Here is a 13,670-nt window from a genome sequence, read left to right as displayed (position 1 = left end):
GTCATTTCTCCTTTTTATCAGTGACTTTAGCACCTAAGGTGCCATCTTTAAATTGAATCTGTATTTGATCATTTAAATCAATTTGTTCAATAGATGTCATGACTTGATTATCTTTAGTAACTAAGGCAAATCCTTTATCCATAATGATGAGTGGATTTAAAGCATTTAAAGTAGATCTTAGTAAATCAAACTGATAATTCTTTCTTTGAGCAACTTGCTCGATCATATGTTTTAACTTTTGGTCTAGATTGGTATGTCTTTCTCGATAGTTTTTAATCTTATCATCAGGACTTTTCATCATATTTTTGAAGGTATCAACTTTGTTTTTTTTATGTTCTAGTTGATAAACTATAGATTTTCTTAAGTCTAACTCCATACGCTTCAAATCTATTTTTAATTGTTCTAATTTATGTTCAGGTGATAATCTTTCTAATCGTTGATCTAAATAGAGTAGTTCAGTTTTTCTTTGATTAAAGTATTGATGCGTACGATATTCAATTTGCTCTTTAGCATCTTTAATTTTTTGAACTATATCTTCAGTATTTGGTGTTGCAAGTTCTGCAGCTGCAGTAGGTGTTGGAGCTCTAAGATCACTGACGAAATCACTAATCGTATAATCGGTTTCATGACCAATAGCAGTTATGACTGGAATCTTCGAATCATAGATTGCTTGAATTGTAGGCATTTCATTAAATCCCCACAAGTCTTCTATTGAACCACCACCACGACCAACAATTAAAACATCAACTTCATTTTTTTGATTAGCAAGTAAGATTTGATTCCTAACACTTTCTGAACTACCTGGGCCTTGCACTGCTGCAGGGTATAAATGTATTTCAGCCAATAAATAACGTCTAGTTACTGTGTTTATGATGTCTTGGATAACCGCACCAGTAGGAGATGTGATGACCCCAATTTTACTCGGAAACTTTGGGATTTCCTTCTTATGAGTAGCCTCAAAGTATCCTTTTTCCTCTAATTCCTTTTTTAAAGCTTCATACTTTAAATATAGTTCTCCTATACCATCAGGTTTCATCGTAGATACTTGAATACTATAAGTACCACTAGGTTCATAAACGCTCATTCTACCAGAAACTAGTACATGATCACCTTCTTTAGGTGTGAACAAAACCTTTTGAGCATCTCTAGAAAACATAATTGCTGATATCTGTGCATTTTCATCTTTTAAAGTAAAATAAAAATGTCCTCTACTATGATGTTTAAAGTTAGAGATTTCTCCTTTTAATAAGATGGAAAAAAGGTGTTTATCACCTTCAAGTTTCGCTTTTATATATTTAGTTAAGGCTGTGACCGTTAAATATTGTTCCACCGTATCATCCCTTAATCTTTTTTGCGATATTATCAATAACTTTGTTCGTAAACTTATGTTGTTTCTCGTCGTCTAGATTACTATAAATCTTAGTAATTTCAACAGCTTCATCAATAACGATTTGTTTTGGCAAATCAGTTTTTAATAATTCAAAAACAGCAAGTCTAATAATTGCACGGTCAACATAGGCTAACCGATATAAACTATAATCGTATAAATTGCTTTCAATGGTTTCATCAATTTCTTTGATTGCATCCATGATTTCATGAAAAATCCCAAGTGCTTCTTCTATTTCAAAACTCGGAATGAATAATAGCTTTTCACTTTGATATAAGTCATATTGATATAATGCGTTCATCAGTTCGATACGCAATTCTCTTCTAGTTACTTTCATATTCTCTACCTCATAAGTATTGTAGCATATTTGTCTTGATTTTGTAACGATTGGACACAAAAAAAAACCATCAAAATCGATGGTTTTATCAATTACATCATCTTTAGCGACCTAACCAACCACCATCAACAGCGAGTGTATAACCATTGATATAGTTTGCATTATCGCTTGCAAGAAATACTGCAGCTCCTGCGACATCACGAGGTGTACCCCAACGACCTGCTGGAATACGTTCCAAAATTTCTCCGGCACGCTTTTCATCATCTCTAAGTGCAGCTGTATTATTGGTTGCCATATAGCCTGGTGCGATGGCATTGACGTTGATGTTATATTTTGCCCATTCGTTTGCCATGGTCATGGTAATACCTTTAACACCTGATTTAGATGCCGTATAAGATGGTACACGAATGCCTCCTTGATAAGACAACATCGATGCGATACTAATGATCTTACCACCTGTATTTTGCTTTACAAATTGTTTTGCGACGACTTGTGAGAAGAAAAAGACTGTTTTAACATTGATATTCATCACTTCATCCCAGTCTTTTTCACTGAAATTAAGAGAATCTTCTCTTCTAATGATACCTGCATTATTCACTAATATATCGACTTTACCAAATCTTTTGACGGTTTGATCAACGATATCTTGTAGTCCTGCAGGATTGATTTTAATTAAGTCTGCTTTAACACTTAAATAATTTTTTCCTAATTTTTCAATTAATGCTTTCGTCTCATCGGATTCAACATAGTCAACACCTACGATATCTGCTCCAGCTTCCGCTAGACCTATTGCCATACCTTGACCTAAACCAGTTGAAGCACCAGTAACGATTGCGACTTTATTTTCTAAACTAAATAAATTTAATATTGACATAAAAAATCCTCCTTATTTTAAATCAGACATATCAACGAAGTCCATGTCATCAAATGTTTTATTTTCTCCGCACATACCCCAAATAAACGTATAATCTGATGTTCCTACGCCCGAGTGTATTGACCAACTTGGTGAGACGACTGCTTGTTCGTTTTGAATAACCAAGTGTCTGGTTTCATCTTTTTCACCCATAAAATGGAAGACTCTTGTTTTTTCTTCCATATCGAAATAGAAATAAACTTCCATACGTCTTTCATGGGTATGACAAGGCATCGTATTCCATGCACTGCCTGGTGATAAGATTGTTAACCCCATCACGAGTTGACAAGATTCACACACTGCTGGATGTACATATTGATAAATGGTTCTTTGATTCAATGTCTTAGCATCACCCCATTGATTTGGGTTTGCATTTTTAAATGGAATATGAACTGTTGGATAACTTTTGTGAGCTGGGGCACTATTGATATAAAATTTAGCTGGTTTTTTTGAATCAATACTACCAAATTTTACTGCTTTAACGCCAGCACCCAGATAAATACCATCTCTAGCTTCCATCTTTTGTTTCTTGCCATCTAAAATGATATAACCTTCACCACCAATATTAATAACACCCATTTCTCTTCTTTCCAAAAAGAAATCAGTACCTAAATCTTTAGTAACAGGTAAATCAACTTCTTGACTTACTGGCATAACACCTCCAGCAATAATACGGTCATGATGCGAATAAGTTAAAGAGATCTCATCTTTAACAAATACTTTTTCGATTAAATATCTTTCCCTTAATGTCTTTGTGTCATATGTTTTTGAATCTTGTGGATGATTGTTATATAAAATATTGAATTTCACAATCTCACTTCCCTTCTAATAAACTTTTTATATAGTCATAACTGGTCTTTATATCTTCACCTGTTACACCTTCAAATATCAGATATGCTTCAGGTTTAACTTCTTGAATGCGTCGAATGATCTTTGGAAAGTCCATCAAACCTTGACCTAGACCAACTTGTACGAGTTTTTCATTTTGAACAATAAAATCTTTTAAATGGAAAATAACAATATCATCTCTTAAAAGATTTAAACATGTCTCAAAAATCTCCATTCGATCTTGATAATTACCAAGATGTAAATAGTTAAATAAATCAATAGTTACCTTGACATAAGGTGACTTGACTTCCTCTAATATTTTTTTAATTCTTTGTGGTGAATAAGCAACATGTGCATAAGCACCTTCTATTGCGATATAGCTTTTATAAGTGCTTGCAGTGTCTGCTAAATCTTTAATGACATGAATCATTTGGTTTAAGGATTCATTAGAATGATTTTCTTTGACATAACCCCAAGGACTTCCCATTAAAGAACCTGTTTCAGTTCCTACAAACTTTGTTTTTAAACTGTTGGCAATCTTTAAATGGTTTTTAAAGTTTTCGATACCTTCTTCAACAACTTTTGGATCAGGATGGATTGGATTAAAATATGCACCTAGCATCATAATCATTGGATATTGAAAATGCTTTTTCATTTCAATTAAGTTGTTAAAATCTACTGGATGGTCAATCGCTTTTTTAAAGACGAGTTGTACACCATCAAATCCATACTCCATAACTTTTTTCGATAAAGTTTTCTCATCGAACTTTCCAATGTCATGGGCACGAATACCAATCTTATTCATCAAAGTTTCCTAAATATCCTAATCTTCTTGAGATATGTTTAGCGATTTCAACAAAATCTTTTGCGATTGCATCACGTTTAACGCCATCCATCGCTAAATCAGATGCGACTAGAACACCTACAATTCTGTTTTCAAAATTCCAAACAGGTGTTGCTAGTGTACAAATATGACTATTATCTTCTAAACTACTATAGACGTATTTATTTTTCTTGATTTCGTCAAAATCAGGGATATTTCCATTTCTGACTGTTTTATCGAATACTGCATAACACTTTCCGATAGGTCCATACTCAAAGTCTCTAGATACAGTACCAATTTCTTGTGGTGTTACTATTTTTGAACTTGATGGTTGGTATTTATAAACGTAAACAATTTTATCATTAATGCGTTTTGTTATAAATACAGTACGTCCATATCGATCTGCAAAATCTTTTAGTTCAAATTGAGATGCTTCAATTAAATTAGAGTTCTTCGTATAAACTGAGCCAATAGCAAACATTTTTGATCCAATCACATAATTTTTTAATCTTGGGTCTTTATAATAGATTGCATCTGCTCGATATAGTGTTTGTAGAAAATCATAAACGGTTGCTTTAGGAATATCAAGCATCCTATAAATTTGACCAAGCGTTAGCCCTTCATCATGTTTTGCAATTAATTCTAAGATAGCTAACGTTCTAGCTACTGATCTGTTATCTTTCATCTTTGTACACGTCCTGACGCATCACCTTTAGCAAGCGCTTCGACCTCTTTTTCGCTGACTTGATTAAAGTCGCCAAAGATCGTATGCTTTAGTGCACTTGCTGCAACCGCAAACTCTATTGCATCTTGCGGATTTTTAGTTAATAATCCATGGATTAAACCACCAGAGAACGAATCTCCACCACCAACACGGTCAATAATTGGATCAATGATATAATGTTTAGATTGATAAAACGTTTTTCCATCAAATAATAATGCAGACCAACCATTCTTTGTTGCAGAATATGATTCTCTTAGGGTAGTTGCTACCATCTCAAAGCCAAACACTTCGTTCATTTCTTTAAATATTTCTTTATAACTATCTATTTCAAGTTTTCCTGAAGAAACATCAGTATGCTTAGGCTTGAAGCCTAATACTAACTCAGCATCTTCTTCATTACCAATACAAATATCAACGTATTGCATCAAGTCTTTCATCACACTTTGAGCTTCACTAGGTGACCATAGCTTTTTACGGTAGTTTAAGTCAACAGAAACAGTGATACCTCTTTTTTTTGCTTCGATACACGCTACTTTCGTCAATTCTGCTGCTTTTTTACTAATCGCTGGTGTAATACCTGACCAGTGGAACCAATTTGCATCTTTAAAGATTTCATCAAAATCGAAATCTTTTACATCTGCACAAGCAATACTTGAACCTGCCCTGTCATAAATGACTTTTGAAGGTCTCATGCTTGCTCCGGTTTCTAAGTAATAAATACCTATCCGATCTCCACCTCTTGCGATATATTTCGTATTGACATGATATTGATTTAATTGATTAATTGCACTTTGTCCGATTTCATGCTCGGGCAACTTCGTTACAAAATATGCTTCATGACCAAAATTCGCTAGACTTACTGCGACATTTGCTTCCCCACCACCATAGACAACATCAAAAGATTCTGCTTGAACAAATCTTTGTTGTCCCGGTGTTGAAAGTCTAAGCATTATTTCCCCCATCGTTACGACTTTCGCCATACAAACCATCTCACTTTCATATCATTATCGTCTTATTGACTTTTTCTAGCATCTTTTACAGCGTTAACAAATGCTTTTGCGTTTTGAGTAACACTTTCAAAGTCACCCTTTTTAGCAGGACCTGTTAGCTCACTACCAACACCAACTGCTACGACACCATTAGAAACCCATTCTTTAACGTTATCTAGTGATACACCACCTGTTGGCATGATATTAATTTGTGGCAACGGTCCTTTAACTGCTTTAACATAACTTGGACCAAATGCACTACCAGGGAATAACTTAACAACATCACAACCTGCTTCCATTGCCGTTATCATTTCTGTAATGGTTAAACAACCAGGCATATAAGGTATTTGATATCTATTACATAGTTGTGCAGTCTTTAGATCAAAACCAGGAGAAACGATGTATTGAGCACCAGCTAAAATAGCAATTCTTGCTGTTTCACTGTCCAAAACAGTCCCTGCTCCAATAATGAGTTCATCTTGTGGAATTGCTTTTACGAGATCTTCAATGACTTTTAGAGCATTGGGAACAGTAAATGTTACCTCAATTGCTGCAAGGCCACCTTGAATACATGCTTTTGCGATATCAATTGCTTGCTTACTCGTCTCAGCTCTAATAACTGCAACGACACCCACATCTGTAATTTTTTTCAAAACTTCATGTTTAAACATAAAAGTTTACCTCTTTCTTATAAACGGTGTTTGTTATATCACCAATGTGTCTATAGTAACATACACTATAATTATAGTATGTTCTTGTTACGCTGTCAAACATATATGTTAATTATGACTCTTCTTTGAAATCAATAACGTTTTCTAATAAAACAGGTTGTCCAGTTGGACCTTCAAGCTTTACGTTTTTCAAGCTGACATGATCAACATATCTAAACTGTAAGCCTTCACCTGTCATTGGGTCTAAAAAACTCATCATTGCTGGCAATTCAGGTTTAGGATTTTTAGCATAGGTAAACTTAATATTTTCTAGTTTAATGGATTTAATCGGTTGTTCAGGAAGTCCATAAAAGAATCCTGCAGCTGCATGAACATTTTCACAAACCATATTTTTAAAAGTAAAACTTCCCAAATATGGAGTTCGTTCATCAACTTCGTGCATTTCTTTACTCCAAACATATTCTGTCTTACCATCAAAATCACAGTAATAATACATATTCATCACGAGAGGTGTCAAAACATCCTTCATATAGACGTTTTCAAAAACTATGCCATCAATAACTGCAGATTCACCACGACCTCTTCTAGTCTTAATTCTAAGCCCTCTATCGGTTTCTTTAAAGTAACACTGAGTAACTGATAAATCTTTAATACCACCACTCATTTCACTACCTAAAACAACAGCACCGTGACCATAAGCCATCATACAGTTTCTAACAACCATATTTGAAGTTGGCTTGCGATACTTCATCCCCATTTCATACTTACCGGATTTAATCGCGATACAATCATCACCTACAGAAAAATTAACACCAATAACATTGACATGATCACAAGATTCTGGATTGCAGCCATCAGTATTTGGTGAATCTTTAGGACTTATCAATTTCATATCAATCAAATCAATATAACTAGAAAAATATGGGTGCAGATTCCATGATGGGGTATTCATAACGGTAACACCGTGCATTCCAATATGTTTCGAGTTCGATAAAAAGACACCTTTTGGCCTCCATGCACCACCACGCATCACTTTATGATCAACCCACCAATCAGAGTTATGAGCATTTTCATCAATAATACCTTCACCAATAATTTTGACATGCTCTACTTCAATACCTGTAATTGTAGATGCAAATGTTGGTGCAGGAATACCTTCCCAACTTGACAATTCTAAAATAGAACCATCACTTTTTTCTATTTGAGCTGGTAATATAGGATATAAGTTTCGATCCGTATTGCCTAATAAAACAGCGTCTTTGACAATTTCAATGGTTGTATAACTCTTCAAAAATAAAGGTAAAACTGAATACACACCTTTTGGAATATGAACTAAACCATCTTTAGGGCAAGCATGAATTGCTGCTTGAATGGCTTTAGTATCATCAGTTTTCCCATCACCTTTTGCACCAAAATCTCTAACATTTACAATAGTGGTTGCTAAAAGGGTTGTTACTTTAACTTCATGTTCACCAACCCTAATCGTATAAAGCTGGTTTGGATTTAAATCATATAAAGAGAAAACATTCGTTTTCACATCTTTTAGTTTTAGTTCTAGATCAAGATAGACATCATATGCTTCTTTTGCATAATAGATATCTGTATTCACCAATTCAAATGACAAGCTTCTTGCTGATTTAAAAATTAGTTTAAACATATTTATACCTTCTTTGTTTTATTTTTGATGAAACCTCTAGTTGTATACCAAATATAGTCATAGAGTAAAAACAGTAGTGCGAAACTAAATGGATCTGCAGTTTGCTCACTCATAATATCTCCAATAGTAGGTAATCCAATTGATACCCATAATTCTAAGGTAAAATGAATTGCAAGAATCATAATTGCTAAATATCCTGCAGTTGCAATAAACGATAAAAATGACTTTCTATTGACCTCATGAGGTAAATATTTTTTTGTATCAATTTGATCTGTGTGCATCCATATAATGATCATATTAGAAATATACTCAATCCCTAATATGAGTACCAAAAATAAGATAACAATGCGATCTAAAAAGTCAAACATATAAGGTAATCCATTAAATGTTAAAAAGAAAGAAGCACCCGCAAGCCAAAACTTCAAAAAACCAATTTTGACGTGTGGCGGTATGCTTGCAAGTTTATCTACAAAGTATGGATTACTTGTTCTATTGTTATTAGTCTTCTTTTTCTTTGACATATTTCCAATCCACATAAAACCAAGCAAAGACTGTTCCGATAATAAAGAATATTGAACCAATAATAGTCGTTGAATACGCTAGTCTTGCCACACTATCAATCGTATAATCTAATCTATTTGCTTGTTCTACAAAAAATATTGATGTATATAATCCAGAAACAACCACTTGAACTGCAGTAAGAACTGTAATTGAAATTAAAGAAAATGGTGATCTTTTCTGTGCAAATGTAACTACATTGAATATTTGAATCAAAGCTACTAAATAAAGTACAAATAAATAAAACGCAGATAAATTATTATAAGGTGTATTTAAAAACTTTTGCATCGCTGCAATATGAGATAACAATTTAATTTCAGTTCCTTGTACCTCGAAGTCTAAAAAAGCAGTGAAAAAGAATACACCAAACATAACGAAAATCATTGGAATTTTTTGTTTGTTAAATGAATACCAACGTTTATGCCACGGTTGTGACATATACGTTTTGATTTGATCATTTGTGTTCTGCATATATTCTCATCTCCGTATCCTTATCAAAGAAATAAATATGTTCAATATCGAAATCATACGTAATTTCTTCACCTGGATCAATAACTTCTCTAGAATTAATCTTAGCTGTTACTGCGATATTTGCAATATCAAAATGAATTAATGCATCAGATCCTAACAGTTCATAAATATCACAGACAGAAGGAAAACCTTTATAACCCGATTTTTTCTTCTCAACACGAATATATTCAGGACGAATGCCCATAATGACTTCTTTACCCAAATACTTTTTCTCTTTGAGGGCATTAAACACATCATGTCCTTGAATATCAATTTCATTGCCTGCTACAACTATTTTACCATCTTTGGTAATCATCGCATCGAAAAAGTTCATCGGAGGTGTTCCAATAAAATTCGCAACAAACAAGTTTGCAGGATTATTGTAAACTTCAACTGGAGTACCAATTTGTTGCACATATCCGTCTTTCATAATCACAATGCGATCTGCAAGTGTTAATGCTTCAATTTGATCATGCGTAACATAAATCATTGTTGTTCCTAAGCGGTGATGTAATGCCTTTAATTCTTTACGCATACTCCCTCTTAGTTTCGCATCAAGATTCGAAAGTGGTTCATCTAGTAAAAATATTTTAGGATCACGTACGATTGCTCGACCTAAAGCAACTCTTTGGCGCTGACCACCGGATAAATGGGCGGGACGACGGTTTAAGTATGGTGTTAGTCCTAGTACTTCTGCTGCCCATAAAACACGTTCATGGATAAAATCAGAGTTTTCTTTTCTTAAAATTAAACTAAATGCCATATTATGGTAAACAGTCATATGAGAGTATAGAGCATAGTTTTGAAAAACCATAGCAATATCTCTATCTTTTGGAGCTTTATCATTAATTCGAACATCATCGATAATCAAATCACCCGAAGAAATTTCTTCAAGTCCAGCAACCATTCTTAAAGTTGTCGACTTCCCACATCCAGATGGACCAACTAAAACGATAAACTCGCCATCTTTAACTTCCATATTAAAATCAAAAACAGCTTGAACACCATTAATATAAACTTTATTAATATTTTTAAACTGCATCGTTGCCATAAGCATCAATCTCCTTTAAGTGCTTGTGTAAAATAATGACCTTACGCAGCGATATAATGCCAGCAACTACAAGTAGTCCCGCAGTTACAGCAAACTCCAACATAACGAGTTGCATTGTTTTTGTTGGAATCCATCCTCTTTCATGAGCATAGATTGGCAAATTAAAGATTCTTAAAAAATTAATACCTGCTAAAATAAAAAGACCAAAGAACGACCACGTTGGATCATAATATTTAACTTTTTCTGCAGCCATAAATGTTGACAACATCAAGACAATACCTAATGCAATCTCAACACCAACTCTAAGGTTAGGAATTACACGCATTGTGCCTTCACCAGAGCCAAATGTATCGAAATTAATCATTGTAAATAATGCAATCAAACTTGTTGCAATCGATAACAACACAAGACCATATGCAGAAGTATTCTTTTGGTAACGCATTTTATCAGCTTTAATATTTACTATTTTCATGCGGTTACCTCCGCTTGCATCAATCTTTTTGCTTTAGCACGTTTTAATCTTTTAACCAATTTGAAAATCATCATAAATATAATTAAACCCGCTTGAATAAACATCAAATACGAAAGCATAATACCTATATCAAATATATCAGTACTAATTTTCCCATAATTAATCGCAACAATCAAAGTCAACCAAAATTCGTCTAGTTCTAAATACATTGCTTTTAATGGTTCCATATACTTTAACGTAGTAAAAGCTGAACCAACAAGGTAATAAACAAATAGACCTGAAAGTATATAATTGCTTAGGAAAAACTTAGTATTAATATGAACTCTAAACACCAAACATAGTCCAGAAAGCACAAGTCCACCTAGTGCCCATCTAAACATATCTTTGTTTGCTATTTGCGCTTTGATAAAGAAGTCACCTAGCATTTGTCCAACTGCCCAGTTTGTAGAAAAACCTAATGTAAAGATAAAAAATGAAAGTGCTACGAACAAACCGAGTAAATAGATGATTTTTTGTATTTTCTTCACGTATAAACCTCTTTTTAAATGATGTTTGGAGGAAGGTAGAAACTACCTTCCAACCAACATCTAAATTTTATTCAATCGTTAAAACAATCAAAAATTAACCTTGACTTCTTGCGTATGCTTGACGATAGAAATTAATCCAAATCGCATCGTATACGTCAATATTATTCATCTTAAATGAATTCCAATATTCTTGTTCTGTTAATGATGCACCTTCACCAGAGAATCCATATTTAACCATTGTAACTAATAGGTTATCATTAAAGATATCTCTAAATGATGCAGCAGCTGTAATCATGTCACTCTCACTCTTAGTCAGTGGGAAGAAAGTTGGTGATAATTGGAACCATGGATTGTCGCTATCAACAAGACCAGCAAGTTTTAATACGCCTGCTTCAACAGCAACATTAATACGATCAATACCAATTTGTCCTTCTTCTGACAATGTTTGGAACTCAAGACCCATAGAACGAATATGTCCGATTGGCATTGTAGCACCTACATATTGACGTAAGTAGTTAATGTGGTTACCACCAGCTAATGATGTCATTTCTGCTTTTGCAGCATCACTTAATTTATAAACTGTATCAGTTCCATATTCTAATGTTCCATCAGTCCAACCTTGAGGACCATACAAATGAATTGTACCTACAGAATCATCAGTTGAATAATCATACATTTCATCAACAAGTTTTAAAGCTCTATAAAGCTTAGTTTCGTTAGCTTCAACATGCTTTGGAATACCCCATGCTTCATTTTTAACAGAACGTGTTGCTTCTGAGAAGTGGAAATAGTTACCATCGCCTAACCAGTCAATAACTGGAGGAAGGATCGCTTGGAATTCAAAATCAGCATCTTTAGCTCTACCACCAGTAATTAAACTTTGAGCAGTAGATGTAGCATTATAGTCATAAGTCATAAATGCTGAAGAGTTTGTTAAATGAATTTGTCTCCAGTTAGCTGGACCTTCTTCTGGATTTTGGATAATTAACTTGTCTGCATATAAACCAGCTAAGTCATTAACACCATCAACAAATGATTGATCATGACGTGCATCTTGTAATAAACCATCTTGGTCAAAGTAAATCCACTCATGTCTCGAGAACATGCCGCGTAGACCAAACATTTCCATACCTCTAAATAAGTTACGGATACGGTTACCAGCAGCTTCACGTGGGAAGATAATATCCACTGAAGTTAAAGGTAGAGTTAATTGACGCGTAATATACTGAGGATTAGATTTAATAACATACATTAAAGCAACTAATTCATCAGTATCATAAGCAGCATCAGTTCCAGCGAATACGTCTGATAATTTAGCATAACCTTGATCACCATAAGTATTTTGCATATGTGTCTTAAATGCAGCAGCTACAGTTGCACCAGTAGGATTATTTAATCCAGCAAGTACATCAAGAATATTATTCGTATAAGCTTTGTTCACAACGCGTGTTGATCCATCAGCATTAGCAACTGTAATATTCACATCGATTGGAGTTTCTACTTGACGACGCTCATAATTAGTTGGTACAAAACCAGGTGTTGTGTCAAATGTTGGAGATGCAACGTCTAAAATATCTTTAATCCAGTCAATACGAGCTAAGAACATTTGTTCCATTTCGCCAAAACCATCAAAATAAGGTGTGAAATAAATACCTCCGTCAGCTGAAGTCATTGATACTTTAACTGATGGGTTTGCATTTAAGAATGCATTTAGGTTAGGCATAACACTTAAGTATTTACCTATGTTAACGAAGTTTCCATTTACACCTTCAGGACCAATCAATGCACCAGTACCGTTAACTAGGTCAACGTTAGCAAAACCTTCAGTTTGAAGTCTTGTAAACTGTGCATTTGTGTTATTATCGGCAGAAGTTGCTCTGTCAACAAATGTGACATTCAATTTTTGTCCGATTCTTTCCCAAGCTGGCAATAAATCACCTTTTGTATAAGTTTTACCATTGAAAGACTCATAAGCAGCATCTTTTTGATAACTGATACTCATCAAGTTTCCACCTGAAGTGTAGTTAAGTGCTACATTTAAAGTAACTTGTGAATCATAATCAATAGTATCTGGATCTGAGACAACAGGGTCACTTTCTGTTGGTGTTTCAACAGGTGTGTCTACAGGATCAGTTGCATCGTCTGCACAAGCAGCGATTGTGAATAGCGCTAGTAAAACTAGCATAAAGCTGAAAAACTTTTTCATTTCTTTCTCCCTTTCTA

15 protein-coding genes are annotated in these 13,670 nt (G+C 34.1%); all 15 read right to left on the bottom strand.

All coding sequences use genetic code 11. From position 1 onward, the window contains the following. Position 1 precedes the first annotated feature (1 nt). On the bottom strand, positions 2-1,330 hold the full coding sequence (gene xseA / locus QJ521_RS02900) for an exodeoxyribonuclease VII large subunit (protein ID WP_282838920.1): 1,329 nt from the start codon (positions 1,328-1,330) through the stop codon (positions 2-4). Positions 1,331-1,334: 4 nt separating this feature from the next. Then, complete coding sequence (locus QJ521_RS02895; protein ID WP_282838919.1) at positions 1,335-1,724, bottom strand: transcription antitermination factor NusB; 390 nt, start codon at positions 1,722-1,724, stop codon at positions 1,335-1,337. Positions 1,725-1,827: 103 nt separating this feature from the next. Next, positions 1,828-2,598, bottom strand: coding sequence for a 2-dehydro-3-deoxy-D-gluconate 5-dehydrogenase KduD (gene kduD, locus QJ521_RS02890; protein ID WP_282838918.1), 771 nt, complete (start codon positions 2,596-2,598; stop codon positions 1,828-1,830). Positions 2,599-2,610: 12 nt separating this feature from the next. Next, positions 2,611-3,447 carry a 5-dehydro-4-deoxy-D-glucuronate isomerase gene (gene kduI / locus QJ521_RS02885; RefSeq protein ID WP_282838917.1) on the bottom strand — a complete coding sequence of 279 codons (837 nt, stop codon included), beginning with the start codon at positions 3,445-3,447 and terminating at the stop codon, positions 2,611-2,613. Between the two features lie 4 nt (positions 3,448-3,451). After that, positions 3,452-4,270, bottom strand: coding sequence for a sugar phosphate isomerase/epimerase family protein (locus tag QJ521_RS02880; RefSeq protein ID WP_282838916.1), 819 nt, complete (start codon positions 4,268-4,270; stop codon positions 3,452-3,454). Continuing rightward, positions 4,263-4,973 carry an IclR family transcriptional regulator gene (locus tag QJ521_RS02875; protein WP_282838915.1) on the bottom strand — a complete coding sequence of 237 codons (711 nt, stop codon included), beginning with the start codon at positions 4,971-4,973 and terminating at the stop codon, positions 4,263-4,265. The genes QJ521_RS02880 and QJ521_RS02875 overlap by 8 nt, the downstream gene beginning before the upstream one ends. Next, positions 4,970-5,992: a sugar kinase gene (locus QJ521_RS02870; RefSeq protein WP_282838914.1), complete on the bottom strand. Its 1,023-nt coding sequence runs from the start codon at positions 5,990-5,992 to the stop codon at positions 4,970-4,972. Before QJ521_RS02870 ends, QJ521_RS02875 begins: the two co-directional genes overlap by 4 nt. A 32-nt stretch (positions 5,993-6,024) precedes the next feature. Beyond that, positions 6,025-6,672, bottom strand: a complete 648-nt coding sequence (locus QJ521_RS02865) for a bifunctional 2-keto-4-hydroxyglutarate aldolase/2-keto-3-deoxy-6-phosphogluconate aldolase (protein ID WP_282838912.1) — start codon at positions 6,670-6,672, stop codon at positions 6,025-6,027. Between the two features lie 112 nt (positions 6,673-6,784). Beyond that, a complete protein-coding gene (locus tag QJ521_RS02860) occupies positions 6,785-8,329 on the bottom strand; it encodes a glycoside hydrolase family 28 protein (RefSeq protein WP_282838911.1) in 1,545 nt (514 codons plus the stop codon). A gap of 2 nt (positions 8,330-8,331) precedes the next feature. Beyond that, positions 8,332-8,850 (bottom strand): hypothetical protein, encoded by a 519-nt coding sequence (locus tag QJ521_RS02855; RefSeq protein WP_282838910.1) that lies wholly within the window; start codon positions 8,848-8,850, stop codon positions 8,332-8,334. Continuing rightward, on the bottom strand, positions 8,828-9,358 hold the full coding sequence (locus QJ521_RS02850; RefSeq protein ID WP_282838909.1) for a hypothetical protein: 531 nt from the start codon (positions 9,356-9,358) through the stop codon (positions 8,828-8,830). Before QJ521_RS02850 ends, QJ521_RS02855 begins: the two co-directional genes overlap by 23 nt. Next, positions 9,342-10,448: an ABC transporter ATP-binding protein gene (locus QJ521_RS02845; RefSeq protein ID WP_282838908.1), complete on the bottom strand. Its 1,107-nt coding sequence runs from the start codon at positions 10,446-10,448 to the stop codon at positions 9,342-9,344. Before QJ521_RS02845 ends, QJ521_RS02850 begins: the two co-directional genes overlap by 17 nt. Next, complete coding sequence (locus QJ521_RS02840; protein WP_282838907.1) at positions 10,429-10,920, bottom strand: hypothetical protein; 492 nt, start codon at positions 10,918-10,920, stop codon at positions 10,429-10,431. The genes QJ521_RS02845 and QJ521_RS02840 overlap by 20 nt, the downstream gene beginning before the upstream one ends. Next, positions 10,917-11,447: a hypothetical protein gene (locus QJ521_RS02835; RefSeq protein WP_282838906.1), complete on the bottom strand. Its 531-nt coding sequence runs from the start codon at positions 11,445-11,447 to the stop codon at positions 10,917-10,919. The genes QJ521_RS02840 and QJ521_RS02835 overlap by 4 nt, the downstream gene beginning before the upstream one ends. Before the next feature lie 94 nt (positions 11,448-11,541). Continuing rightward, complete coding sequence (locus QJ521_RS02830) at positions 11,542-13,653, bottom strand: type 2 periplasmic-binding domain-containing protein (protein ID WP_282838905.1); 2,112 nt, start codon at positions 13,651-13,653, stop codon at positions 11,542-11,544. Positions 13,654-13,670 lie beyond the last annotated feature (17 nt).

The sequence above is a fragment of the Peloplasma aerotolerans genome (assembly GCF_030012175.1).
GTDB lineage: Bacteria > Bacillota_I > Bacilli_A > Acholeplasmatales > Acholeplasmataceae > Peloplasma > Peloplasma aerotolerans.
This window is presented reverse-complemented; position numbering and strand designations above follow the sequence as displayed.

Bases quoted from the DNA above. Each gene is read 5' to 3' on its own strand.
- QJ521_RS02880 (WP_282838916.1), bottom strand. From the start codon at position 4,270: ATGAATAAGATTGGTATTCGTGCCCATGACATTGGAAAGTTCGATGAG.
- QJ521_RS02875 (WP_282838915.1), bottom strand. From the start codon at position 4,973: ATGAAAGATAACAGATCAGTAGCTAGAACGTTAGCTATCTTAGAATTA.
- QJ521_RS02830 (WP_282838905.1), bottom strand. From the start codon at position 13,653: ATGAAAAAGTTTTTCAGCTTTATGCTAGTTTTACTAGCGCTATTCACA.
- QJ521_RS02855 (WP_282838910.1), bottom strand. From the start codon at position 8,850: ATGTCAAAGAAAAAGAAGACTAATAACAATAGAACAAGTAATCCATAC.
- QJ521_RS02870 (WP_282838914.1), bottom strand. From the start codon at position 5,992: ATGGCGAAAGTCGTAACGATGGGGGAAATAATGCTTAGACTTTCAACA.
- QJ521_RS02860 (WP_282838911.1), bottom strand. From the start codon at position 8,329: ATGTTTAAACTAATTTTTAAATCAGCAAGAAGCTTGTCATTTGAATTG.
- QJ521_RS02895 (WP_282838919.1), bottom strand. From the start codon at position 1,724: ATGAAAGTAACTAGAAGAGAATTGCGTATCGAACTGATGAACGCATTA.
- kduD (WP_282838918.1), bottom strand. From the start codon at position 2,598: ATGTCAATATTAAATTTATTTAGTTTAGAAAATAAAGTCGCAATCGTT.
- QJ521_RS02845 (WP_282838908.1), bottom strand. From the start codon at position 10,448: ATGGCAACGATGCAGTTTAAAAATATTAATAAAGTTTATATTAATGGT.
- QJ521_RS02840 (WP_282838907.1), bottom strand. From the start codon at position 10,920: ATGAAAATAGTAAATATTAAAGCTGATAAAATGCGTTACCAAAAGAAT.
- QJ521_RS02865 (WP_282838912.1), bottom strand. From the start codon at position 6,672: ATGTTTAAACATGAAGTTTTGAAAAAAATTACAGATGTGGGTGTCGTT.
- QJ521_RS02850 (WP_282838909.1), bottom strand. From the start codon at position 9,358: ATGCAGAACACAAATGATCAAATCAAAACGTATATGTCACAACCGTGG.